The sequence below is a fragment of the Bacteroides togonis genome (assembly GCF_900130135.1).
Taxonomy (GTDB): Bacteria; Bacteroidota; Bacteroidia; order Bacteroidales; family Bacteroidaceae; genus Bacteroides; species Bacteroides pullorum.
The window spans coordinates 3,260,562-3,287,392 of record NZ_LT670820.1 but is presented as its reverse complement, the minus strand read 5'-3'; the positions used below and the strand labels follow the sequence as shown (position 1 = coordinate 3,287,392).

Sequence of the window (26,831 nt, the reverse complement as noted above, 5' to 3'; positions counted from 1 at the left end):
CATATTTTTTTGCCTACCTATTCATTTTCTTCAGAAATGTCCATACAACGGCGTATATCGTCCATTGCAAACCCACGCCCTAAGGCAAAACGAACAAGTTTTCCTTCCAATTCGCGAGCATTGGCGGCACGCACCGTCTTCCGCTTGGCAGCCAGCAAGGACCGAAGCCCCGACAAATAATCGGATTCATCAATCACCTCGTCCAGCAAGGGTTCGTAAACATTCGGCGACAAATGTTTGGCCCTCAATGCCTGTCCGATTTTCACCTTTCCCCAACGGGCAAAAAGATACTTATCGCGAATGAAAGCACAACAGTATCTTTTCTCATCCAAAAAACGGTCTTTTTCCAAGGCTAAAACTATGCTTTCTCTCGCTTCACTATCCAGCCCCCAACGAAACAACTTTTCTTCCACATCCGCCCGACAACGCTCTGCCACGGAGCAATAGGCAGAAAGACGCGCCAAGGCTTCCTTTGCATCCATTTCCTTGTTCATCATTATTTTTCAGCAATTACAAAACGATCATTTTGTGACAAATCCTTTTCTACACGAACCCCGACATACCCCATCGTACGAAGCATCTCTACCATCTCGCGGCCATAAGCCCGATTGATCTCAAAATAAAGCCGGCCGCCATCGGCCAACATGTCACGCCCCAAGACGGCAATGCGGCGATAGAAGCGCAGGGGATCATCGTCAGGCACAAACAGGGCAAGTGAGGGCTCCCACTGAAGCACATTCGGCTCCATATCTGCCTTTTCGGCCTCTGTGACATAGGGCGGATTGCTTACAATGACATCATACAGTCCTACCTCGTCCACCTGGCAAGCGAGCACGTCGCACTCCACAAAACGCACGTTCGCCTGAAGTTTGCGGGCATTAACACGCGCCACACTGAGGGCTTCGGGCGACACATCCCAAGCCGTTACCAAAGTATCGGGTAATTCCTTAGCCAAGGAAATGGCGATACAACCGCTACCTGTCCCCACATCCAATATCCGTGCATCCGCAGGTATCTCCTTCAGCATCAGCTCCACCAGTTCTTCTGTTTCAGGGCGCGGGATGAGCACACCAGGAGCGACCCAAAACTCTCTTCCAAGGAACAAAGTACGGCCTTCGATGTATTGCAAAGGTTCAAATCGGGACAAACGTTGCAGAATGTCCTCCAGTTCCTGTTCTTTTTTTGAAGATAAAACTATATCTTTGCCCAGATAATAGTCGGTCGGTGCCTGTCCCAACAGATCACAACACACGATACGTGAAAGGGCGGAAACTTCTTCTGCCGTATAATAAGGCTGAAGTCGGCTACGGATATAGGCAACGATCTTATTCATCATTATTTATAACCAAAAGGGATAAGAAAGTCTTTTAGAACTAAGCTGCAAAAGTACACATTATCCCTAAACAAAGAAATATATGGAAGACGAAAAATACATGCGCCGCTGCATCCAACTGGCACGCAACGGACTCTGCAACACAGCCCCTAACCCGATGGTGGGAGCAGTCATCGTACACAACGGCCGCATCATCGGAGAAGGATATCATGTGCGTTGCGGGCAGGCACACGCCGAAGTGAATGCGATCCGCTCCGTCAAAGACCCTGCCCTATTGAAGGAGTCGACGATATACGTCAGCCTGGAGCCTTGCGCCCATTATGGCAAGACACCCCCCTGCGCCGACCTGATCATAGAAAAACAGATACCACGCATCGTCATCGGATGTCAAGATCCCTTTGCGAAAGTGGCAGGAAGGGGCATACAGAAGCTACGCGACGCCGGCCGTGAGGTAATCGTGGGGGTACTCGAAGAAGAATGCCGACAACTGATCTGCCGTTTCATCACCTTCCACACCCGCAAGCGTCCCTACATCACCCTGAAATGGGCAGAATCGGCCGACGGCTTTATCGACCGACTAAGGACGGAAGGCAACCCGACCGTGCTCTCCAGCCCACTGACCAGCATGCTGGTTCACAAACTGAGAACGGAACATGCTGCCATCCTCGTAGGCACCGACACCGCACGGCTCGATAACCCCCGACTCAACGTGCGCCACTGGTATGGCCCCGCCCCCGTGCGTATCACCATCGACCGCCACCATCGGTTGCCCCAAGACCTTAACCTGTTCGACGGCTCCCAACCCACACTGGTATACACAGAAGAAAACTTGTCCGAAATATTGAAAGATCTGTACGAACGCCAGCTACAATCTCTTTTGGTCGAAGGAGGAAGCCGACTTCTCCAGTCGTTTATCGACGCAGGCTTATGGGACGAAATCATAGTAGAAGAAGCCCCCATGATATTGGGCGAAGGCGTAAAAGCCCCCTTGCTATCCCCGCAGGACATCTACCGCAGGGAATGCCATTTCGGACGAGGATACCGTCATTACTTCACACAGGAAAAGCTTCTGATGAAAACAGACGACCCTGCCCGGCAAGGCTTCTAACGCCTGCAAATTGAGCCATTTAATCGACAAAAAGGCTCATATTATCTATAATTTTATATAAAACTTCCCCACAAAGGTATTTATAGAAAAAAATGTTCCTATTTTTGCAGCTTGAATAAACAATATAACAACAAATGAGACTGAAGTTTTTATCCATTATCATAAGTTTTCTCACTGTATCTATCGTCATCAGTTCGTGCCTGAACTCAGACAACAACTATGAATATAGCACCGATGCTACCGTTCACGCATTCGAGCTTGACACGATTTATGGCGTAAACTACAAATTCGAAATAGACCAAATCCAGCGACTCATCTATAACCGCGACTCCCTTCCCATGAGTGCGGATACCCTTATAGACAGTATCAAAATCACGACATTTACGACAACAAGTGGCATCATCATGTCGGGTACGCCTGACACGCTGTTCAATGCAGACAACTACCAGAACCTGCTTCCCGCCATGAACTCGGCAAGCGGATTGCAATTCAAGGTGGTAGCCGCAGATGGCATCACAAGCCGCCTCTACAGACTGATTATCAATGTCCACAAGGAAGATCCCGATTCGCTGGTATGGCATAAAATGACTTCTGCGCCTGCTATCACGACAACGGCACAAGGTCTGAAATCGATTGTATTGAACGACGAATTGTTTGTCTACAATGCCCCCAACGCCGGCTACAAGACATCCATCGTCCCCAGTGAATACAGTTGGCAAGGCATTACACCCAACCTGCCAACCAATGCAATACTCAGTACGCTTACCAATTTCCAAGAAGGACTTTGGGTCAATACAGAAGACGGCTCCGTCTACTCTTCAACAGACGGCATCAACTGGCAAAAGCAGGAATCTTTGAGCGGGCATATCGTAAGTCTGCTGACAGCTTTCCCCGCCAATGAAATCAGCGGTACTCCTACCCAACTGAGTGCTATTATGAAGAACGAAACCGACGGTAAAAACTACTTCTGTATTACCGACGGCACCACATGGGTTCAGCAAGACGAAGTGCCCGAAGGTTTCCCAACCGCCAACTATTCAGCCTGCACCTTGACTACATCAAACGGCCTGAACAAGGCATTCCTGGTAGGCAACGTATCGCAAGATGACAATGAACAAACCGTACCCTGGTCTTCCATGAGCAGTTATGGCTGGGTGGACCTGAGCACCACTACCACTTCCCATTGTCCAGCCCTGACCAATCCCAGCATCATCTATTACGACGATGCACTCTACATTATGGGAGGCAAACTGGAAGCCTTTTATAAATCGGCAACAGGTGGCATCGCATGGGAGAAACAGGAAGAAAAAGTCGTATTCCCCGCAGAATTTGCTTCGAAAGGTACCTCATACACAATCACAGTAGACAAGAACAATTTCATCTGGATCATATGGGGAGGTACCACCAATGAAGTATGGCGTGGTTGCCTCAACAAATTAAAGAAATACTAATACCGCTTTATAGATATAAAGATGTCATATAAAGAACAAATCGACCTTAACCGGGTGCCACAGCACGTAGCCATCATCATGGATGGAAACGGACGATGGGCCAAACAACGCGGACACGAACGCAGTTTTGGTCACCAAGCCGGTGCAGAGACTGTGCACATCATTGCCGAAGAAGCAGCAAGGATGGGTGTCAAATATTTGACCCTCTACACTTTCTCCACTGAAAATTGGAACCGTCCTGAAACAGAAATCAGTGCACTGATGGGACTGCTGTTTGACTCCATTGAGGAAGAAACGTTCATGAAGAACAACATCAGTTTCCGCGTGATAGGTGATATCGCCAAACTGCCTGCCAATGTACAAACCCGTTTGAACAGTTGTATCGAACATACCTCAGCCAATACGGGCATGTGTCTCGTTCTGGCCTTGAGTTATTCCTCACGTTGGGAGCTAACCGAAGCAACACGTCAAATAGCCGAAGAGGTAAAAAATGGGATTCTGTCTCCAGAGCAGATAGACGACCGTACCATCAGCCGGCATCTGGCTACCAATTTCATGCCCGATCCCGACTTGCTGATACGGACGGGAGGCGAAATCCGATTAAGCAATTACCTGTTATGGCAATGTGCCTATTCGGAACTTTACTTCTGCGACACCTATTGGCCCGACTTCCACGAAGAAGAATTCTGCCGTGCCATTTGTGACTACCAGAAACGTGAAAGAAGGTTTGGTAAAACCAGTGAGCAAATCAGTTGAAACCATAAATAAAGAAATAGAATAGTAATCTGTAATCAGTGAAATAATGCATTATCGTATCTTCTCCATACTCGTAACAGCCTTTCTCCTCATTAGCTGCCTGCCGACGGCATTTGCACAAGACAATCAGTCTGAAAAACCCGTTGTACTCTATGGCACCCCGAAAAAATATGAAATAGCAGACATCAAAGTGGAAGGCGCCGAAAATTATGAAGATTATGTCATCATCAACCTGTCCGGCCTCTCAAAAGGACAGCTGATCACCATTCCTGGCGATGAAATCACCCAAGCCTGTAAACGTTATTGGCGTCACGGACTTTTCTCCGATGTTTCTATCACATTCGACAAGGTAGAAGGCGACAAGGCATGGCTCACCATCCACGTGGTGATGCGTCCGCGTGTATCGGAAATCCATTTCCATGGCGTCAAGAAGTCTGAACGTGAAGATTTGGAAACCAAGATCGGCATGATTAAGGGGAATCAGATTACTCCCAATCAGATAGACCGTGCTAAAACATTGATAGAACGTTATTTCGACGACAAAGGATTCAAAAACGCAGAAGTCATCATCAACCAAAAAGATGATAAGAACAACGAAAACCAAGTGATTGTCGACATCGAAATCGACAAAAAAGAAAAAGTAAAGGTACATCAGATTACGATCGAAGGAAACAAAGCCATCACCGCCAAGAAGCTGAAGCGCGTGATGAAGAAAACCAACGAAAAAGGTAAACTGTTGAACCTGTTCCGCACTAAGAAATTCGTAGAGGAAAACTACGAGGCAGATAAGCAACTCATCATTGATAAGTATAACGAACTGGGTTATCGCGACGCCATGATTGTGGCCGATAGTGTGACACCCTACGATGAAAAAACCGTTGACGTCTATCTGCAAATCGAAGAAGGACAAAAATACTACCTGCGTAACGTGACATGGGTAGGTAACACGCTTTATCCATCTGAGCAGTTGGACTACTTGCTTCGCATGAAGAAAGGCGATGTCTACAACCAGAAATTACTTGAAGAACGTACATCGACCGATGAAGATGCTATCGGAAACTTGTACTACAACAACGGTTACCTGTTCTACAGCCTTGATCCTGTAGAAGTAAACATCGTAGGTGACTCCATCGACCTTGAAATGCGTATTTACGAAGGACGCCAGGCAACCATCAACAAGATCATCATCAGTGGTAACGACCGCGTCTACGAGAACATTGTACGTCGCGAACTTCGTACCCGCCCGGGCGACCTTTTCAGCCGTGAAGAATTGATGCGTTCGCTTCGTGAAATCCAGCAGATGGGACACTTCGACCCCGAACAACTCCAGCCGGACATTAAACCACGTCCCGAAGACGGTACGGTGGATATCGGCTATCCGCTTGTTTCCAAAGCTAACGACCAGGTCGAATTTTCAGCAGGTTGGGGACAGACAGGTGTCATCGGTAAATTGAGTCTGAAGTTTACCAACTTCTCACTGGCCAACTTGTTACACCCGGGCGAGAACTATCGAGGCATCCTGCCACAAGGTGACGGACAGACACTGACCATCAGCGGCCAAACCAATGCTAAATACTACCAGTCGTATAGTGTATCATTCTACGATCCTTGGTTCGGCGGCAAGCGTCCGAATGCTTTCTCAGTGTCAGCCTTCTATTCTCGCCAGACGGATATCAGCAGCCGTTACTATAACGATGCTTATTATAATAGCTACTATAACAGTCTTTATAGTGGTATGTACGGTTATGGCCTCTACAACTATGGCAACTATACTAACTACGAGAACTATTATGACCCCGACAAATCAGTTCAGATGTATGGTTTGGCCGTCATGTTTGGTAAGCGTCTGAAGTGGCCTGATGACTACTTCCAGTTCACCGCAGAGCTCTCTTATCAACGCTATGTTTTGAAAGAGTGGCAATACTTCCCTGTAACCAATGGAAAGTGCAACGACTTGAGTATAAACCTGACCCTTTCGCGCAGCTCTATCGACAACCCGATTTATCCGCGCCAAGGATCCGAGTTCTCGCTCTCTGTACAGTTTACACCGCCTTATTCTCTGTTCGACGGAGTAGACTACAGCAAATACAACCTGAACAACCAGGATGATATCAACAAGATGCACAAATGGGTAGAATACCACAAGTGGAAATTCAAATCAAAAGTGTACATCCCGTTGATGGACCCCTACAACGTGAAACGTACACCTGTCCTCATGGGTCGTGTTGAGTTCGGTTTGCTGGGTCATTACAATAAATATAAAAAGTCACCGTTCGGTACTTTCGAAGTGGGTGGTGACGGTATGACCGGCTATTCCTATTACGCAACCGAAACAATAGCCCTGCGTGGTTACGAAAACGGTTCATTGGCCTCTTACGGCAGCGAAGGTTATGCCTACACCCGCCTTGGCCTTGAATTGCGCTACCCGCTGATGCTCGAAACCAGTACCAGCATTTATGCCCTGACTTTTGTCGAGGCCGGTAATGCTTGGCAGGAGGTAAACGACTTCAACCCCTTCGAACTGAAACGTTCGGCAGGTGTCGGTGTCCGCATCTTCCTCCCGATGGTAGGTATGATGGGTATCGACTGGGCTTATGGTTTCGACAAAGTACGTGGATCAAGTTCGTATGGCGGAAGCCAGTTCCACTTCATTCTGGGACAAGAATTCTAACATTAGTTTCACCAAAACCGATAAGTTATGAAGAAGAGTGTTTTTACCCTGTTACTACTGACCATCTTCAGTGTGGCAACCTATGCGCAGAAGTTTGCATTGATTGACATGGAATATATCCTTGAGAATATCCCTGCTTACGAAAGTGCCAACCAACAACTGGAACAAGCCAGCAAACAATGGCAGGCAGAAATAGAAAAAGCAGGGCAGGAAGCTAAAAATCTATATGAGAGTTACCAGGCTACTGCCAAGAGCATGACAGAAGCACAACGCACCCAAAAAGAGAATGAAATCGTAGAAAAAGAAAAATCTTTAGCTGAGCTCCGCCGCAAATATTTTGGCCCAGAAGGCGAACTTTATAAGAAACGTGAAGCTTTGATAGGTCCGATTCAAGATCAAATTTACAACGCCGTCAAAGAAATCGCAACCCAACGAGGATATGCAGTTGTAACCGATCGTGCATCGGCTTCCAGCATTATATTCGCCTCTCCTGATATCGATATCAGCAACGAAGTATTGGCAAGGTTAGGATATTCCAATTAAAATCAATACATTTGCACGAAAGTCACTAAAAGAAGAAATAATCAATTTAAAAATAAACATTATGCTTAAAAAAATCGCACTCATCGCAGTTATGTTCATCCTCCCCTTGGGAGCGATGGCACAAGCCAAATTCGGCCACATGAATTCGCAGGAAATCATCACCGTGATGCCTGAATTCACTAAAGCACAGGCCGACTTGGATGCATTGTCAAAACAATATCGTGAAGAAATGCAACGTTCGGAAGAAGAGTTCAACAGAAAGTATCAGGAACTGCTCCAACAGCAAGATTCTCTACCTAAGAACATTCTGGAAAGACGTTCAAAGGAAGTACAGGACATGGCACAACGCCAGCAACAATTCCAACAGGAAGCCTATCAGGCAATGGAAAAGGCTCAGCAAGAGGCTATGGTACCTATCTATAAGAAACTGGACGATGCAGTTCAGGCTGTAGGTAAGGCAGAAGGTGTTGTTTATATCTTCGATATCGCACGTACACCGGTTGCTTACATCGGTACAGGAAGCATCGACCTGACCGCCAAGGTAAAAACCCAACTCGGAATAAAATAATCACAAATTATAAATCAAGCGATCCCGAAATGCATTCCATGTGTTTCGGGATTTTTTTTGCATATACAAGAAATAGCCTCCGGCAACAGCCTTGAAATTCGAATAAAATCAGTAAGTTTGTGAATAGATTATTCAAAACAACGCATGAAACATACATTACCATCCCAACCAGGCCCTATTGGCGTTTTCGACTCTGGCTATGGCGGACTGACCATCCTGAGCAAATTCAAAGAAATACTCCCGCATAATGATTTCATCTATCTGGGCGACAACGCTCGGACCCCTTATGGAACACGCTCCTTTGAAATCGTATACGAATTCACTTTACAGGCTGTCACACGACTCTTTGAGTTGGGTTGCCACCTGGTCATACTGGCTTGCAACACTGCTTCAGCCAAAGCTTTACGTAGCATACAAATCAACAATCTCCCTCAAATCGATCCTGACCGACGTGTATTGGGCGTTATCCGCCCTACCGTAGAGCGTATCGATAGTATCACCCAGAGCAAACATGTCGGTATTTTGGCCACTTCCGGCACAATCAAATCGGAATCGTATATCATGGAAGTACATAAACTTTTCCCTGAAATCAAGGTAACAGGACAAGCGTGTCCAATGTGGGTTCCCCTCGTTGAATATAACGAAGCCCAAGCACCAGGCGCCGACTATTTCGTGAAGAAATACATCGACGAGCTGCTTGCTAAGGATAATCAGATTGACACAATCATCTTGGGATGCACTCATTACCCTCTGCTTCTACCCAAAATAAAACAATATGTACCAGAAGGTATCCACATCGTATCACAAGGCGAATTAGTAGCCAGAAGTTTACAAGATTACCTCAAACGTCATCCCGAAATGGATGCGCGATGCACGCGTGGCGGAACTTGTACTTACTTTACTACGGAAGCCGAAGAGAAATTTGCCGACTCTGCCTCGACTTTCCTCAATGAATCAATCCAAGTCAGTCATCTGGACCTTAATGATTAGCGTCGTAAAGTGGCACTTTAGACTTCTAACGAGGCACTTTACAACGCTAAAGTAGATGTTTAGCCATAAGAATACAACGTAATCCATAAATAATCCGACACATTATAAGCTTTTGAAAAATGAATTTGTTATTTTTGTAAACCCAAACCTTTTAAATCGGGAAGTTATGAAAGCGGAAGACAAAAGCAAACTCATTGAAGTATTCAAAGGTTCCTTATGGGAAGCCGAGTTGGTAAAAGGATTACTGGAAGCAAACGGAGTGAAATCTGCCACTAAAGACGGTATCGCAGTCAACATAGCCCTCCCCGAAACGGCCATAGACGTAGCCGTACTGGTGAACGAAGAAGACTATGAAGCAGCCATGCAAGTGATGCGTGAACGCGACAGGGAGCAAAATGGCTAAGACAAAGACAAACGACCGAACCACAAATATGAAACAAACATTGAACCGAATTGCTGTCAAAATTGGCAGCAACGTACTTACTCGTGCCGACGGGACATTGGACGTTACCCGCATGTCTGCGTTGGTCGATCAAATTGCGGCCCTACACAAGGCTGGCATCAAGATAGTCCTTATCTCTTCGGGAGCTGTAGCTTCAGGTCGAAGCGAACTTTCACCTATCAAAAAGCTGGACAGTGTAGACCAACGCCAACTATTTTCTGCCATCGGGCAAGTAAAGCTCATCAACCGCTACTATGAACTGTTCCGCGAATATGGTATCACTGTGGGACAAGTGCTTACCATGAAAGAAAGTTTCGGCACACGACGCCACTACCTTAACCAGAAGAATTGCATGAACGTGATGCTGGACAATGGCGTTCTTCCCATCGTCAACGAAAACGACACCATTTCCGTCACTGAACTGATGTTTACTGACAACGATGAACTCTCAGGCTTGATAGCCACCATGATGGACGCACAAGCTCTCGTCATACTTAGCAACATTGACGGCATCTATAATGGGCTACCATCCGATCCCACCTCAAAAGTCATCCGCAAAATCGAACAAAACTGTGACTTGACCTCCTACATCCAAGCCTCTAAATCGAGCTTTGGACGTGGAGGAATGCTGACCAAAACTCGTATAGCCCGTAAGGTTGCCGACGAAGGGATTACGGTCATCATCGCCAACGGCAAACGTGACAATATCTTGACTGACTTGATAGAAAAACCTGAAGACACGCTCTGCACTCGCTTCGTGCCAGCACCGCAACCCGTCTCCAGCATCAAGAAATGGATTGCACATAGCGAAGGATTCGCCAAAGGAGAGCTACACATCAACCCACGAGCCACCGAAATTATAGTTGCCGACAAAGCTGCCAGTATCCTACCGGTAGGTATCACAGACGTCAAAGGTGAGTTCGAGAAAGACGATATCGTCCGCATCATCAATGCAGAAGGAAAGCCAATTGGGGTCGGAAAAGCCAATTGCAGCTCAGACCAAGCCCGTGAAGTCATGGGCAAACACGGCGAGAAACCCATCATCCATTACGATTATCTATACATCGAATAACCACAAAAAAACAACAATGAACCTGATCCATACATTTGAAGCAGTACAAGAGGCCAGCCTACAATTATTGGAACTGACCGACAAAGATATCAACAAGATCCTGCTGGCTGTGGCCAAAGCCGCCATCGAACAGACAGATTTCATTCTGTCTGAAAATCTTAAAGACTTGGAGCGTATGGATCCGGCCAATCCAAAATATGATCGTCTGAAGCTCACGAAAGAGCGTCTTCAAAGCATTGCTGCCGACATCCGCAACGTTGCCACCCTGCCCTCTCCGCTAGGTCGTACGCTGAAAGAAAACACACTACCCAACGGGTTGTGCATTCGGCGAGTCAGCGTTCCTTTTGGCATCATAGGCATCATCTACGAAGCACGCCCCAACGTCAGCTTCGATGTTTTCTCACTCTGCCTGAAGAGTGGTAATGCCTGTATCCTAAAGGGAGGAAGCGATGCCGACTGTTCGAACCGTGCTATCATCCACGTCATCCATCAGGTGCTGAAACATTTTCAACTCAATCCACACATTGTCGAACTCCTCCCCGCCACCCATGAAGCAACCGCCGAACTGCTCCATGCCAATCAATATGTAGACTTGCTAATCCCCCGCGGTAGCAGCAATCTCATCCAATTCGTCCGCCAGAATGCTACAATCCCTGTTATTGAGACCGGCGCAGGCATCTGCCACACTTACTTCGATAAAGAAGGTGACTTGCAAAAGGGAACAGCCATTATCAACAATGCCAAAACACGCCGCGTCAGTGTATGCAATGCCTTGGATTGCCTGATTGTCCACGCCGAACGCCTCCACGATCTGCCCCAACTTTGTGCGCCACTGGCCAACAGCCACGTCATCATCTGTGCTGACGCCCCTGCTTATGCCGCACTGCAAGGGAACTATCCACAAGAATTACTCAAAATGGCCACAGATCAAGACTTTGGCACCGAATTTCTGGATTACAAAATGTCCATTAAAACCTGTAGTTCAATAGAGGGAGCGTTGAATCATATCCAACACTACAGCTCCAAACATAGCGAATGCATCGTGACAGAAAGTCCGACAAATGCTGCCCTGTTCTGCCGCAAGGTAGATGCAGCCTGTGTCTACGTCAATGCCCCGACTTCATTTACTGACGGAGCCCAATTCGGCTTAGGCGCAGAAATAGGCATCAGCACTCAAAAACTACATGCACGTGGCCCGATGGCTTTGGAAGAAATTACTACTTACAAGTGGATTATCGAAGGCAACGGACAAATCAGAAAGCCTTAGAAAACAGGAATGGTATAAACCAAACCCAACGAAATGCGCTGCGACGTATAGTCATCGGCTCCCAACGCACGAGCACGTGACGTCAGCCCATGATCTTTATACAACAGGTGCAGGTAGATACGCAATTCACTATTGTCCATCGGAAAGTACTCTGCGCACAGTTGTGCATTCCATGTGCGACGATAAAGGCCTTTCTCATAAGGGCCATTTGCTTTATACACGCCCCCTAATTCGTAAGCACCTTTTGCATACACATTCCAATGTTTATGTACCCGATAATCGAAATTAAGAATAGTCGTAAAGTAATGGACATGCTGCGCCGTCACACCTCCATCAGCCAAAGTAGCAGACAGCTCACTGATCAGCCCTTTCGTATCAATACCCTCACGTGAATACATAAAATCCGCATATGCCACAATAGGGCCTTTCTCCCACACATTACCAGCGGTCAGATAAAGAATGTCACGCTTGTCGGCCAACTCTCCCCACGAAGCGGAATAACGCAAATTTAATCCTCTGTCGAAGAAATAACCATCCCAGTTGAGAGTGGAAAGTACAGGAACTTTCACCTTGTTCACCCCTTCGGGAAGTCCATAGATAAAAGACTCCTCTCCCTTAGCAGCCGAATTATTCAGCACCTGTAAATTCAACCGTTGTGTAGGCGAAAAGATGATGGCTCCATTTAGACCAGCCTGATAACAATCAATATAGTTATTGAAATCACTGAATTCACGCACCCGAATTGCATTCACCCAATATTCATAACCACTCAGCTGAATAGCCTGCTTTCCTACCGTCAACATAAAATGAGGATTCATCCGCCAGTCTACGTAAGCGCACTCTACAGAGGAAGACAGGTTGTCCACCGCACGAGGATTGCTGTACTTATTGAACGATTGTCTGAAATGATAAGCGAAATTTTTACCAAAATCTCCCAACAACTCCAAACGGACTCCATTGATTTTAAATGCAGCCTCGTCCAACGAGCCATCTATGAAATTGGCTGCAGCGGACGTATAGAATTGTAAATTCATACTACTGGATGAAATGGATTTTCCACCTTTGGTGAAACGTTCGAGCAACGTCCGTCCTTCTTCAGGTTCAATAAGGGGATCCTGCGCCTGCACACTTGCACATCCTATCAGAAAGCAGGCCCATAACAACGTCTTTTTCATTTCAGATCTTAATTTGGTCAGCACAGGCAAAGATAGTAAAAAAGCCGGACTAAGCCGGCTTTATACTATAAAAAGATGGAATGGGATAAAGATTCCATTGCTTTCCTATATGGAAAACTATGTTTTATTTACCTTCTTCTGCCCATTCTTTGGCACCTTGTTCTTTCAGCTTGGCAGTGAAAGCTTTAGCCTTCTCCATGCTGGCAGCCTCATCTTCGGGGCTTGCATAAGCGTGCTTGTAGCCTTTCACTACATTCCATTCGCCACGAGTGAAGTCGGGGAATTCAACTGCTGCACAACCATTGTCCATAGACAATTCGCCCAGCTCGGCCAGACAGCACCATTCAGCCAAGTCATATACGTCCATATCCAAAGGCAGCCCATTCTGCAAGCAGTATACCAGACGACTGTCCATGATGAAGTCCATACCACCGTGACCACCTACTTCCTTAGCCATCTCACCATACTTTTTCAGGATGGGGTGCTGATATTTCTCTACCAGTGCCTTCATGTCAGCGTCAGACATGAAACCATGTGCGCTCAGGTCATCAACCTTAGGCTGTACACCAGAAGCACTCAGCTGAGCTGCATCGAGAGCATAACCTTCTACAGGATATTTATTGGCAAAGCCTTTAGTACCAGTCAGCTGATACAGACGGTTGTAAGGCTGAGGAGTCATCACGTTGTGCTGGATTTCAATCACTTTACCATTGGCAGTGCGGATCAACGTCGTAGTGTGGTCGCCGTTACGGAAGTTGTTGCAGGTAGAGTCTGTTCTTTCTTCAACCAATGCCTTACCGATAACAGATTTGGTATCCATAGCTACCAGCGTAGTCATACGGTCACCACGGTGGATATCAAGCGCCTGTGCAACAGGACCAAGGCCGTGAGTAGCGTATACGTCGCCACGATGACGCATGTTGTAGTCCAGACGCCAGCCCAGCTTGTCGCCTTCGCCGTTCTTCCAATAGTAATCCCAGAATTCGCTCAAGTTATGGATATAAGCACCTTGTGCACGGATCACTTCGCCGAACACACCATTCTGAGCCATGTTCAGGGTGTTCATTTCAAACCAGTCATAGCAGCAGTTCTCCAGAATCATACAGTGCTTGCGATTTTTTTCACTCAGATCTATCAACTCCCAGCATTCCTTCAAGTTCATGGCAGAAGGTACTTCAATAGCGACGTTCTTGCCGTTCTCCAACGCACACTTGGCGATGGGAAAGTGGTGCAACCAGTCAGCGGCAATGTAAACCAAGTCAATATCATCACGTTTGCAGAGCTCTTCATAGCCATTGGCTCCTGAATAAATGGCAGCCTTCGGCAGAGAAGCTTTCTTCAGAATCTGCTGGCAAGCCTCAGCACGTTTTTGCTCATAATCACAAAGAGCTACAATCTGAGTACCAGGGATATAAGTAAAACGAGCGACAGCACCCGGGCCACGCATACCCAAGCCGACAAAACCTACACGTACCACTTCCATCTTCGGAGTAGTCAGGCCCAACACGCTTTGCTGTCCGGCAGGACGCTCAGGTGTTTTTACTACAATGGTTCCGTTCTTCCATTCCCACTGCGTACCCTTATCGTTCGTCTGAACGGTAGAGGTCGACTGTGTAGAGCATGCGCCCAATGCAAGGCACATGGCCAACAGTAATGTTCCAATTTTTTTCATAAATGGTTTTAATTTAAAAGTTAAAGAATAAAAATGTTGTATCTATATCAAGAGGACAGAGGGTACGCCATTTTACATACGTACACCCCTTCCTTTATTCACATGTTGCAAAGATAGGCATTACTTGTCGATCAAACAAGAAGATGCCTCTCTTTTTCAGAACTTTCTGACCTCCATTCGTTTATTTACCAAGAAACCATCTTTTGCCTGCAGGTCGAACTTCACATTTCGATTGGCCTTCAGTTTAATGACAAACAGGTCACAATCGCCTTCCAGCGTCTCACGATTACCGAGATTGACAAAGGTCGGATACAATGCTTTCTCACCACTGGTATGAAGACGGTCGTTCGTCATATTATGCATATCCTTGACGGCACCTGCCTCAATTCCTACAAATTCGTAATCGGCAGGATTGTAAGGAAGAGCAAAACTCAAAGCATTGACAGCCTTCAGTCCTATACCTTTTACCTGGATTTCAACCGTCTCGCCCTTCGTATATGAGCGCTTAGCTGTGGTCAGCGTAATATTGCCTTCTACCTTTTCCACATTCCGAACATGTGCACCACCTTCCAAGCGAGTAGCCACCGCAGAGATATCATAAGCATCGATCAGACCGTTTACATTCAAGTCGCCACGACTGATATATCCTTCGAAATCGGAATCACCTCTTCTCAAACCTGTGTAATTGGTATACGAAGTCAGGTCGTTCTCGTCAATCTTTTTATCATTGTTGATGTCGCCCGGCAGATAGCTTTCTGTGCCTGGCACCTTAAACACATAGATCTCGCGTCCAGAACCGTAGTCGCCTACAGCCTCTGTCACACTCATCTTGATGTAACGAACTGTCGGCTTCTGTCCGAAGTTGAAAATCTTCGTCTCATTGTCACGCTTCCAATCAAAAGCACCTGCTTCTGTCCAGTTCTCCTTATCCATACTATAATAGATCGTTCCTTTCAACAACGTTCCGTTGCCGGCATTGTCACGAGGCAGATAATGTAGTTTTTCGATCTGATTGATAGAGCGCAAATCAATAATCAAATCGAACGGTACAGCTTTTTCATTGTACTTCGTATGCCAAATCTCACCTTCTTCAAAATCAAACAGTTTTCGAATCGAATTTCCCTGATTAGGTACAGAGGTTTCACCCATCATACCTGTAATCGCAAATTCCAACGGGTTCTGTTTCGTGGTAGCACTGCATTCTGCCCAATCAGATACACCCTCCTTGTTTACAGCACGTACTTTGAAAGAATAAGCGGTTTCTGCCTTCAGACCTTCAAACAGCAGTTCGGTTTCGCGAATGGTAGTATAAAACATACCATCGAACTCTATTTCATAGAAATCAGCATTTTCAACTTTCGCCCATGTGGGTTTCAACGTATAAGCTTCGGTGTTTTCATCAGAAATCTGTGGCTGAGGAGCAAGCAATGTTCCTGTCGAAATGCGATACTTGTCAGCAGGAGCAAAGGCAAAACCTTTCACCGTCAAAGTAGTGGCAGCGCCCGTAATGTCCGAAACAGCCAGTTTCACCAGCAATTGAGGGTTCTTTGTTATCACCTCTTTGGCAAAATCACTGCCTGGCGTCGCAAACTGGTTCAAATTAGGAGACTGATTGTAGAAATACACATTCTCGCCCGCCTTGAATGCTTCCAAAGAAGTGACTTCAGTGAGCTTAATCTTGTTTTTACCAACATTGGCTACAATCTTCTTCGGCTTCTCAGTGACATTGATTCGGAATTCAGTAGCCTTCTCCTTTACCAAGCCTTTGAAATCACCCTGTGCAGGATGGATTGTTACCTGTAACTCACCCTTTTCATTCACATCCGATTCAATCAACGTAGTCGTAAATTTACCCGCACGATATTCTTCCGACACGCCATCGTCATCGTACTCTGTAAATGATGAATAGCCATAAGGATACAATTCATAGATACGCAGATGCTGATCTATCTCACGCACATTGTTGTTCGGATTTGCCATTGGAATAATAGCCCCTTTCTTCACAAACACAGGAAGCTTCCAAAGCGGTGAAGCAAAGTTATTAATGATACAGCCACCCTGATAGACATCACCAGAGAAATAGTCAACCCACTCACCTTCTGGCAAGTAAATTCCATTACGGACATCATTACCCTGTCCATCAGCCTTCGTAGCCTGATAAATCGGAGCAACCAAGAAATAAGGACCATACAAATATTGGTATTGGGTAGACTTACCCCATGTATAAGCATTAGGATATTCAAGGAACATCGCACGAATCATAGGCAAGCCATCTACTGATTCCCGTGCTATACTATAAGTATAGGGCATCAATTCCGACTTTAACTTCAGGTACCAGCGATTGATAGAAGTAGCAGGCTCACCCAAAGCATGCGGATATTTTTCATTTGCTCCCCAGCCGTCCATGTTCAGCTGCATAGGAGTAAAGGTTTTCCACTGGAAATCACGGGTATTTACTACCAAATTCTTTCCACCGAAAATACCGTCCATATCTGAAGAAATATTAGGATTACCCGAAAGGCCTGAACCAATATAGGTTGGGATGTGGAAACGGATGTACTCCCAGTTACCACCAGTCTGGTCACCCGACCATAACCCTGCATAACGTTGAGTACCAGCCCAACCGTCCAAGCTGATGATGAAAGGACGTGCATTATTGCCATAATAAGGCATGATTTGTGCCACATCCGTAATACCGTTCAATCCGAATGAATAACCGGCACCTACCCAAGCGACATCCGTCTTCAGTACGCGCACACCTGCATCTCTCACTTCTTTAACAATATCACGTTGAAGCAACGCCTCAACCCCTTCTTTCGGATGCAAATCCGACTGGGTCCAAAGACCTATCTCCACTCCATTCTTGTGGGCATAGTCTGTCAGGCTCTTCAAGTTCTGAATATTACCGTCCAGCGTACCTGTCTGTCCATAACCGGCACCATATCCGTCATTAGGAAGCAACCAGCCCAAAGGCATATCATGATTCTTATATCGATCGATCACCGCACGAGCCGAGAACTGATAATTGTTCTTTTCGCCATTCAATGATTCCTTGATGCCACCATTGTCTTTTTGACTTTCCTTATAACGCTTCCCGTCTTCAAACAAGATGCCATTCTCATCTTCTTTCCAGTAGTCACGATTGTAAGCATTCAGATGTCCCTGATAGAAACCAAATTTCGGTATCAGTACAGGATTTCCTGTCAGTTGATAAAAATCATTCAACAAAGGTACAGCCCCCTCATTGACCATCACGAAGAGATCCAAATAATCTGTTTGATGAGACAACTTGACAACTCCAGCTACTTCACGTCCGAAATCATAAACTCCTTTTTTAAACGTATGCCACATGATGCCATAACCGTTTGTCGACCAATAAAAAGGATTTGGGGACGCTACACCACCGTCCGTCCAACTATTCTGATTTTCAATGGCAATAGATCGTCCTTTATGGGAGAAACGTCCATTCTGTACACCTCCGCCATAGAAATATTCATCAAATTGCTCTTTCAGTTTCAATGTAACCATATCCTTTTCGAACACGATAGGCTCCACTTCTTCAATCACAACCTTTCCGTTTTCCAAATTGACTACCTTCATCAATGTCGTATTCTTATCAAACACGATCTTGATTCTCTCCGTAGCCACCGACAATTGTCCAGGCTCATCTTGTAAATTCAATCCTACAATAGATTTACGTGGCTGGCCCACCAAAATTTTTGCTTCCGGCTCAGCTTGGGGATCACGAATGACACCTCCCGCATTGTCCTGAAACATTCTGAAAATATTCTCCCCATAAAAATCGAGCGTCATGCGCTGATTATTTGAAAAGAGAATTTCTACCGTAGTCGGATTGATTTGGACAGCTCCGACAATCCGTATCGCAGCCTGTTGTGTAGCCTCGACACCGTTTTTTTCATTACACACAGCTTGAGCCTCCTGCTGAGGAGATAATAATAGTAAAGCCAATGCTAAAGGCATCGCTTTCCAACGCTCAAGATTACCATTCATGCTATACGAGTTTTATAATTTAAGTTAGAAGTTACTCACATTTTATTTTATTCTGAAATGGACACACGATTCACCTTTTCCAACCCAAAGCGGTTTCTGTTAAAATGGAAAGGAGGATATTCCGTATTTGTTTTTATCGTATTGTTCCGAAAGACAAGACCATCTACGGATTTTGCATAGAGGATTGGTGCATCAAACGTATCGAATACATTGTTTTCTATCACGATACCTCCCTCTTTTCCTCCGTGAAAATAAGCTTGTTGCTTCTCCAGTTCAGGAATCTCCGGATAGATAGAAATTACAGCATTGGTAAACTGATACATGCTGGTCAATGCATTGATAAAATGATTGTTCCGTATCTGAACATTGCGGCAAGCCCCTGTCTCAAACCATCCGTTACAATCCCCACAAAGCAAAATGGCCGTTCCAGACGTATGATCAAATGTATTGTTCTCGACAATTGTCTCACGGGGAGTGCTGAACAAAGCACCACGTGCCCGATTGTTGCGAATAAGATTACCCGAAAATAAGACTTCTGGAGCCCAGGTCAAATTCTCGATGCCAAAGCTTCCCTTTTCATCAATACCGGCCTCTACTGGCTTCTCAAAACTTATCAGAAATTCGCGGGCTCCCTCTATACAGTTCTTATCATAAGGGGTGATAGCCGTAATTTTATTGGGGGTACCGATCAATTCCATGGTCGTTGAACAGATAAACTGTACTTCGTCCCCCGTACGCCCCCATTCAAAGCCCCAAGACTGGTCATGCATATAACGCCCCACCAAGGTATGGCCATCCTTACGACCGATTACTTTCAAATAAGTGCCGTGCACATTGATCGCATCGTCCATCATCCCCTCGTACAACCCGTTACATGAAATGATCTTTCCCTTGCAACCCGAAAAGTGGGTAGCATCCGCTTGAGTCGTAAAATAGCGAGGATCCTCCTCCCCTTTTAGACACACACGGAATTTCTCGAGCGTTACATTTTCACATACTTGGGCCAACAGGCCCATTCCTTCTGCATAATGTACCTGTATATTTTCCAGACGGGTATTAAGATTGTGCGAAAGGAAAATACCCGGAGTGGGACGTCCCCATCCACGCATCACAAATATCGTTCCCGGTACCAGTTTACTGTCTTTCCAGTTCGGTGCCAACACACATCCATCTGATGTCAAAGAAGCTCCCTTGGTATTGCATCCACGATCACCAGCATTGTAGACAATACGTCTTGTATCCTTTTCAAAAGGAATTCCCCAACTATGTCTTACTGTCCATCCATCGCCATAGGCTTCAAAGACACTATCTTTAGCAATACGATATTTCACCCAAGGAGCTGGACGGAAAGTAATCCCTTGTTCCTGATCGTTCTTCACAATCTCCACTTGTGCGATATGTGGATTTGCAAAATCAATACTGAAATTCTTTAAAACACAATTCTCTGAATGCACTAGAGAAATCGGCAACATTCTACCATGAAAAACAAATGAAGCTCCACCACCATCCAATGTCAGATGCTTCATTCCTTCCAGAGAAATGCCAACCTTTTTCGGATTGTCCTGATCATGATTAGAAATATAGTATTCCTTTATAGCCGCCCCTTTCTCATGAAAATGATAGGTACCTGGATGAAAACGAATTACGATACTGTCACCTTCTCTATATTCAGCATTAATTTTCTTCAGCATTTTCTGCCAAATAACCGACATGTTTTTTGAGCTATTGGCTTTTACACCAAAATCGGACACATCATACACTTTTATATCCTGTGCACAGACAAGAGAGGCTAACAATAGTCCTGACAACAAACACAGCACTTTCTGTTTATTCATGATCTTTAGATTCAGTTAGAATTATAAAAAGAGGATGTCTGAACCTATCAGACATCCTCTGCAAAGATACTTAGATTTTAAAAAGGTAGAAGAAATTATGGCTTTAAATTTTTTCGTATGCCTTAAAATAAGCTATCTGGCAGGCATTGTTATCTGTGTTCGTTTCAGTAATTTCCATTTTCATATAACGTGCCTTCACCGGTTCTGCAGGAACAATCTCCTCATAAGCTGGAATCAACGGACTATTAGGACCTTCAACCACCGTACCATCAGGAGCGGTCCAAGGGAAAGTAAAAGTAAAGCCTCCAACCTCAGTAAAGTTTTCATTATCCGTACTAGCATACAGCTTTAAAGTCTTTACTGAACCGTAATTGTTGCCATTTCCGGCATAATATCTTCTACCGATATCGAACTTAGCAATCTCCAATTCTTCCTGCATGTCCACTACAATCCAATAAGGTAAAGAAGGAGCATCACCATTATACTGGCTATGCCAATAAGTTGTACGATCTTCACTGAACAAACTAGCATAACCCCCACCATCACTGCTCTCGACACTGTTACCTGTGGCTGTCCAGCGAGTCCAGTCATATTGCAGGTATTCCTGTCCTGCATATTTCTGCAGCACTTGGAATGACTTCAACCAATAACCACATTTCACATTGACAGTCGCCGTACGATAGTTCGAACCCGTATTGGCCTGTGTAGTAGTTACTGTAATTTCTTTTCCTTTAGTTGTAATGGTACACCATTCGTCCACCCCCTCGCCAAAATCAATCGATTTGATTTCAATGGGTGAGTCAATATCCGTGTCAGCAGTTATGGTAGTAGTTGAACTGGCTTCTGCCTCTACTACAGCACGTTCAATCACGACATAACCCACATAAGGCTGCTCCGTATCAGCACATCCGGCATAAACAAATGCCAAAAGCAACAATAATAAATATGATATTTTTTTCATTTTACAAATTCTGTTATTTTAATGATGTTATAAAGACTTCTTTGAATCTACCCGCTCCTCCCTTAATAGAGGAAACGGGTAGATATTCATGACAATCCTTCAAAATCAGGGATTTTGTTCCAGTTTATAAGGATAAGCATCATATTGAGCCTGCGGAATATATTCGCATACCGACGGAGAATTGTAAGGAATCTCCAGATAGCGGTCACCCTGTCTCAACGTATGTCCGCCTGGATATTTGCGATCCAACGTCTGACGCCAACGGAACACGTCGAAACGACGATGACCTTCCCAAGCAAACTCCAACATACGTTCTTCTTCAATGATCTTGTGAATATCCTTCGGCTGACCGTTCTCAGCTGTCTTTATGTTGTCCAATGTCCACTCAGGAATACCAGCTCTCTCACGGAGCACATTCACGTCGTCCAACGTAGCCTGCGTATCGCCTCCCTTTTCCAAATTGGCCTCAGCACGTATCAGATACATCTCTGCTAAACGAGAAATTATCGGTGACCACAAATGATAATATTGTTCCTGATAAGAACACTTATTAATAGCATACACTAAAAAGATAGATTCCTTTTGACGAAGAGTTCTAGCATCATATACTCGCGGCTCAATGCGACCAATATATTTTGTTCCATCTGATGCTACTACATAATATCGGGTACCCAAGTTATAAGGTTCAGACTGAATAGTAGCGCTTCGGAACGATGCGGCATCTGCAGCACTCATGGCATACGTCCCATCAGCCTGTTTTTCAACAGAAATCTGACGATATTCGTAATTGGCGGTATTGCCTTGTTTGGCGGTATAGGCAAACGTCCAATCCTGATAATTCTTTACAGGATTACCTGTAATCGGATAAATATCGGTATTAGTACCATCTTCTACATATCGCTTGGTAATAAAATTGCTACGCAAATCCTGCGGATAACCCTTGTCATCCAAATAAAGTTCCAACAACTCCAGATAAGGAGACGATGCGTACATTTCTTCCCAACCACTATTATCAACATGAATATACAAACCTCCCATCTTACCATAGCCTCCATCATCTTTCAATTTGGTACGGCGTACGGCAAAAATGGTTTCCGAATTTTCTTCGGGAACATGCTGAGAATAGATGGCATATTCTTCGCCACGCAACAATTCGAAACGACCAGAAGAAATGACATTATTTGCCATTTCCCAGGCACCTTCCCAATTTTCCATATAGAGATATACCCTGGCCAGCAAAGCTTCGGCAGCCTCCTTCGTGGCATAACAACTGTTTTTGGGAGACAGACCAGCCGGCAATGTCATATAAGTGATGGCATCTTGTAAGTCTTTTACCACCTGATCGTAAATCTCGGCCACTGTAGAACGGCTTTGGGGCAAATCATCGGGATCGCTGTTCAGCTTCAAAGGAAGTCCCGGGTTTTGAGTCGGATTGTTGGAATAGGGTTGTGCAAACTCGTTGACCAACAGGAAATAACACAAGGCACGGAGATAATAATTCTCACCGACAATCACCTTCTCCTCAGCAGTCAAATCTTCACCCAGTTCGGCTCCCATTTCGATTACCTTGTTACAGTTACCGATCGTACGGTAACCTAACTCCCAAGCATACTCAGTAACAGAACTGGTAATATTGCGACTATAATCATAAATATCAAATTTGGTATCGGTAGACGTACCACCCCAAGAAAGGTCATCGCCTCCGTAAGCCCAAAAGTAATAGCCATAATCAATCAAACCGCCATCGTATTTCAACATGCTGTAACTGCCTTGCGACAATTCCACAATATTACGAGCCGTAACGTCTTCACCCGTCACGCCTTCGTACATATTTACGTCCAAGCTGCAACTTGCCAATGAAGAGACAACAGCCAGGGCACCTAATGTATATTTCAGTTTCATAATTTCTATCTTATTGGTTATCATTACTTAGAAGTTAACATTCAATCCTACGGTGAAACGTCTTACGGTAGGATAGCCAAAACCGCTGGCACTTCCGTTGTAGGAAGAAGAAAGCAGAATTTCGGGATCCTGACCGGAGAACTTGGTAATGGTGAACAGATTTTCTCCACCTACACTCAAGTTGGCACCTTTAATCTTCAACGGATCCAACCATTTCTTGGGGAAGCTGTAGGAGAGGGTCAACGATTTCAGCTTGAAATAGTCACCATTCTCCAGATAGCGGGTAGAAGTATTGGAAGCGCCGTTATTACCACCGGCTATCAACTGCGGATGCGTAGCAATGTCACCCGGTTTCTCCCAACGGCTCCAACCGTCAGCCAGCTTCATAGCCGGCTGTGAAGGACGTTCGGCGTCACGATCGAGCGCACCGGCACGCATACCGTTGTATATCTTGGCACCGGCACTGAACGTAAAGTTGGCATTCAGCGACAAGCCTTTCCAACTCAGGTTCGTACTCAGACCACCGTTCACTTTCGGCGTCGGAGAAGCATCCAGTAATACATTAGTAGCCTCATTGTAATTGCCCGTCACTGTCTTTTCACCTGTTTCTGGATCCACCTTGAACCACAACGGAGTACCAGTCATAGTGTCTACACCGGCCCATTCCTTCATATACCAGTTCATATAAGGATAGCCCATAGCTACCGCCTGCATCGTAAGGTCATTTCCATCTGGCAAATAGGTCACTTCGTTACGGTTATATCCCATATTGAAGCTGATGTCCCAGTACCAATCCTTGGTACGGATGATTTCAGGCGTAATGGTCAGTTCCACACCCGAGTTTTCCATCTTACCGTTGTTGGCCGTCTGGCGGTTAAAGCCTGTTACGGCGGACAAGTGACGCAGATAAATCAGGTTCTTCACCTTCTTCAAGTAATAGTCGAATGTAATGTTTACACGGTCGAACAGGCGGATATCAATACCGGCGTCGAAGTTGGCCGTTTCCTCCCAAGACAAATCAGGATTTCCCTGATAGTTGGACAAGAATGCGATTTCATTGGCATACTGAGAAGTGTAACCGAAGATGGTAGCCCATTCGTAAGCGCCACCCGGTTGGTTACCGCTGATACCGTAAGAAACACGGGGCTTCAATTCATTGATCCACTCAAACTGGCTGATAAATTCTTCCTTGTGCATATTCCAACCGGCACCCACCGACCAGAAGGTAGCCCAACGTTTGTCGCTACCGAACTTTGAAGAACCGTCACGACGAATCATACCTTGAATGAGATACTTGCTGTCGAACGAATAGTTGACATTCAGATAGATAGCGGCATTTTTCGATTCCGATTTGGTACCACTGGCTGTAGGATCCTCAGCACCCGCATTGATAATCTCGGCACCCGAGAAAATCTTATAAGCTGTGGCAGCCAAATCCCAATAGCGGTATTCATCGTAGTCATAACCCAAATAAGCATTGATTTCATGCTTTTCACCAAAAGTCTTCAAGAAACGCAGCAACTGGCTGGTATAGATGGAACGTGTATTGGACTCACCATCATAATAAGATCCATCCGTACCTGCACCAGAACGGCTATTGGGATCTACATAAGAGCTGGAATAACTATTATTGAAACCGATACGATTATTCGATTCAAAAGTCAATCCGTCAATGATCTTGAAATCAAAACCGACACCCAAGTCGATTCCATTACTGCGGCTTTTTCCCCAATTCAGATGACGATCATACAAGAAGTTTGAACCACCATCGGAATACCAGTAGTCATCCGGGTTGGCGGTAGGAGCAGCATCTGCAGTCGGTACACCCTGACTACCATCCTTCAGATTACCTTGCGAATCCCACGGAGTATCCCACGGAGTATAGCTGGTGTGCGCCAATGAATATTCCTGGCTGAATGTTTCCTTATAACTTGCAGCCACTTTGGCCTTCAAGGTCAAGCGGTCGTTCACAATATAATCCGTATTCGAACGGAACGTGAAGCGGTCGTAATCAAATCCCTTGATGGTACCTTCTTCCGTATAGTAGTCACCGGACACATACGACTTGATTTTGTCATTGCCATAACGATAGCCGATGTTATAGTTTTGCGTCAAAGCATTCTGAGTAGCCAGGTCCCACCAGTCGAAGTTACGATCGCGCAAATAGGGTTGCAGCCAACCTTGCGAATCCAATGTGCCAGCATTCTTATAAGCTGTATATACATAATCATAATACTCGGCACCCGACATCATTTCCAAGTTACCTTTCTGCAACTGCGACACACCAAACTTGGCAGACAAATCAATCTGAGAGGTACCAGTCGTAGCACGCTTGGTAGTTACCTGGATAACACCATTGGCACCACGAGAACCGTACAAAGCCGTAGCAGAACCGTCCTTCAGGATAGAAATGGTTTCGATATCATTCGGGTTCAGGTCGGCAGAAGAGGCACCAACCACACCGTCGATTACCCACAAAGGCTCCACATTACCACGGATAGAACCGATACCACGCACACGGATGCTTACGCCCTCACCCGGACGACCGGAAGTAGGAGCGACAACAGCACCGGCCACTTTACCTTGCAGCATATTGGCTACACTCGGAGTAGTGACGTCTTTGAGTTTTTCTGCCTTGATGGAAGAAATAGAACCGGTGATAGAGCTCTTGCGCTGCATACCGTAACCTACCACGACCACTTCATCCAGCGCTTCTGAATCGGCCGACAGTTTAATGGTCACCTTGTCGGAGCTCTGTACGACATATTCATAATTGGCATATCCGATAAAAGAAACCACCAAGGTTGTACCTTTAGGAACTTCCAAGGTAAAATTACCATCCAAGTCGGTTACCGTTCCGATAGAAGTGTTACCTTTAACGGTCACGTTAGCGCCAGGAACTGTTTCACCCATGTCATCGAAAACCTGTCCGGTCACCTTGATGTTGTTGCCTTGTTGTACAATCGGAGCTTTCTTCATCACCGTCACCTGACGATCACTAATTTTAATCTCCAGATTGGCAGCATCTGCCAGTTCCTTCAAGATTTCCTCGGCTTTCTTACCATTCATATTAA

General features: G+C 45.5%; 19 protein-coding genes. 10 read left to right on the top strand and 9 right to left on the bottom strand.

What is annotated here, in order from left to right; translation table 11 throughout:
- Positions 1-17 precede the first annotated feature (17 nt).
- Together BQ8005_RS13785 and prmC are read right to left on the bottom strand one after the other, a co-directional pair.
- Positions 18-497 carry a regulatory protein RecX gene (locus BQ8005_RS13785; protein WP_394334105.1) on the bottom strand — a complete coding sequence of 160 codons (480 nt, stop codon included), beginning with the start codon at positions 495-497 and terminating at the stop codon, positions 18-20.
- A complete protein-coding gene (gene prmC / locus BQ8005_RS13780) occupies positions 497-1,333 on the bottom strand; it encodes a peptide chain release factor N(5)-glutamine methyltransferase (RefSeq protein ID WP_075319260.1) in 837 nt (278 codons plus the stop codon). Before prmC ends, BQ8005_RS13785 begins: the two co-directional genes overlap by 1 nt.
- An 82-nt stretch (positions 1,334-1,415) precedes the next feature.
- Here prmC and ribD point away from each other — a divergent pair, with 82 nt between their 5' ends.
- From ribD to BQ8005_RS13730, 10 genes are all read left to right on the top strand, one after another.
- Positions 1,416-2,441 (top strand): bifunctional diaminohydroxyphosphoribosylaminopyrimidine deaminase/5-amino-6-(5-phosphoribosylamino)uracil reductase RibD, encoded by a 1,026-nt coding sequence (ribD, locus tag BQ8005_RS13775; RefSeq protein ID WP_075318454.1) that lies wholly within the window; start codon positions 1,416-1,418, stop codon positions 2,439-2,441.
- Between the two features lie 134 nt (positions 2,442-2,575).
- A complete protein-coding gene (locus BQ8005_RS13770; RefSeq protein WP_075318453.1) occupies positions 2,576-3,892 on the top strand; it encodes a DUF6242 domain-containing protein in 1,317 nt (438 codons plus the stop codon).
- A 21-nt stretch (positions 3,893-3,913) separates the two neighbouring features.
- Positions 3,914-4,648: an isoprenyl transferase gene (locus BQ8005_RS13765; protein WP_075318452.1), complete on the top strand. Its 735-nt coding sequence runs from the start codon at positions 3,914-3,916 to the stop codon at positions 4,646-4,648.
- 46 nt (positions 4,649-4,694) lie between these two features.
- Positions 4,695-7,319: an outer membrane protein assembly factor BamA gene (gene bamA, locus BQ8005_RS13760; protein ID WP_075318451.1), complete on the top strand. Its 2,625-nt coding sequence runs from the start codon at positions 4,695-4,697 to the stop codon at positions 7,317-7,319.
- Between the two features lie 27 nt (positions 7,320-7,346).
- Positions 7,347-7,862, top strand: coding sequence for an OmpH/Skp family outer membrane protein (locus BQ8005_RS13755; protein ID WP_075318450.1), 516 nt, complete (start codon positions 7,347-7,349; stop codon positions 7,860-7,862).
- 61 nt (positions 7,863-7,923) lie between these two features.
- Positions 7,924-8,430 carry an OmpH/Skp family outer membrane protein gene (locus tag BQ8005_RS13750; protein WP_021848284.1) on the top strand — a complete coding sequence of 169 codons (507 nt, stop codon included), beginning with the start codon at positions 7,924-7,926 and terminating at the stop codon, positions 8,428-8,430.
- 144 nt (positions 8,431-8,574) lie between these two features.
- Positions 8,575-9,420 (top strand): glutamate racemase, encoded by an 846-nt coding sequence (murI, locus tag BQ8005_RS13745; protein WP_075318449.1) that lies wholly within the window; start codon positions 8,575-8,577, stop codon positions 9,418-9,420.
- Positions 9,421-9,586: 166 nt separating this feature from the next.
- Positions 9,587-9,823: a DUF2007-related protein gene (locus BQ8005_RS13740; RefSeq protein ID WP_021848287.1), complete on the top strand. Its 237-nt coding sequence runs from the start codon at positions 9,587-9,589 to the stop codon at positions 9,821-9,823.
- Between the two features lie 28 nt (positions 9,824-9,851).
- Positions 9,852-10,934: a glutamate 5-kinase gene (gene proB, locus BQ8005_RS13735; protein WP_075319258.1), complete on the top strand. Its 1,083-nt coding sequence runs from the start codon at positions 9,852-9,854 to the stop codon at positions 10,932-10,934.
- A 16-nt stretch (positions 10,935-10,950) separates the two neighbouring features.
- The gene (locus BQ8005_RS13730) at positions 10,951-12,201 is read left to right on the top strand and encodes a glutamate-5-semialdehyde dehydrogenase (RefSeq protein ID WP_075318448.1); all 1,251 of its coding nucleotides are present in this window, start codon (positions 10,951-10,953) and stop codon (positions 12,199-12,201) included.
- Here the strand turns inward: BQ8005_RS13730 and BQ8005_RS13725 are convergent.
- From BQ8005_RS13725 to BQ8005_RS13695, 7 genes are all read right to left on the bottom strand, one after another.
- On the bottom strand, positions 12,198-13,376 hold the full coding sequence (locus BQ8005_RS13725) for a porin (protein ID WP_021848290.1): 1,179 nt from the start codon (positions 13,374-13,376) through the stop codon (positions 12,198-12,200). The two genes, BQ8005_RS13730 and BQ8005_RS13725, sit on opposite strands and share 4 nt — an antisense overlap.
- Before the next feature lie 124 nt (positions 13,377-13,500).
- Positions 13,501-15,048 (bottom strand): Gfo/Idh/MocA family protein, encoded by a 1,548-nt coding sequence (locus BQ8005_RS13720; RefSeq protein ID WP_075318447.1) that lies wholly within the window; start codon positions 15,046-15,048, stop codon positions 13,501-13,503.
- 156 nt (positions 15,049-15,204) lie between these two features.
- Positions 15,205-19,059 carry a TIM-barrel domain-containing protein gene (locus BQ8005_RS13715; protein ID WP_075318446.1) on the bottom strand — a complete coding sequence of 1,285 codons (3,855 nt, stop codon included), beginning with the start codon at positions 19,057-19,059 and terminating at the stop codon, positions 15,205-15,207.
- Between the two features lie 47 nt (positions 19,060-19,106).
- A complete protein-coding gene (locus BQ8005_RS13710) occupies positions 19,107-20,894 on the bottom strand; it encodes a right-handed parallel beta-helix repeat-containing protein (RefSeq protein ID WP_075318445.1) in 1,788 nt (595 codons plus the stop codon).
- 103 nt (positions 20,895-20,997) lie between these two features.
- Positions 20,998-21,855 (bottom strand): discoidin domain-containing protein, encoded by an 858-nt coding sequence (locus BQ8005_RS13705; protein WP_075318444.1) that lies wholly within the window; start codon positions 21,853-21,855, stop codon positions 20,998-21,000.
- A gap of 105 nt (positions 21,856-21,960) precedes the next feature.
- A complete protein-coding gene (locus tag BQ8005_RS13700; RefSeq protein WP_075319256.1) occupies positions 21,961-23,757 on the bottom strand; it encodes a RagB/SusD family nutrient uptake outer membrane protein in 1,797 nt (598 codons plus the stop codon).
- A 27-nt stretch (positions 23,758-23,784) separates the two neighbouring features.
- Entirely contained in the window at positions 23,785-26,826 is a 3,042-nt protein-coding gene (locus BQ8005_RS13695) for a SusC/RagA family TonB-linked outer membrane protein (protein ID WP_234984053.1), read from the bottom strand.
- Between the last annotated feature and the right edge of the window lie 5 nt (positions 26,827-26,831).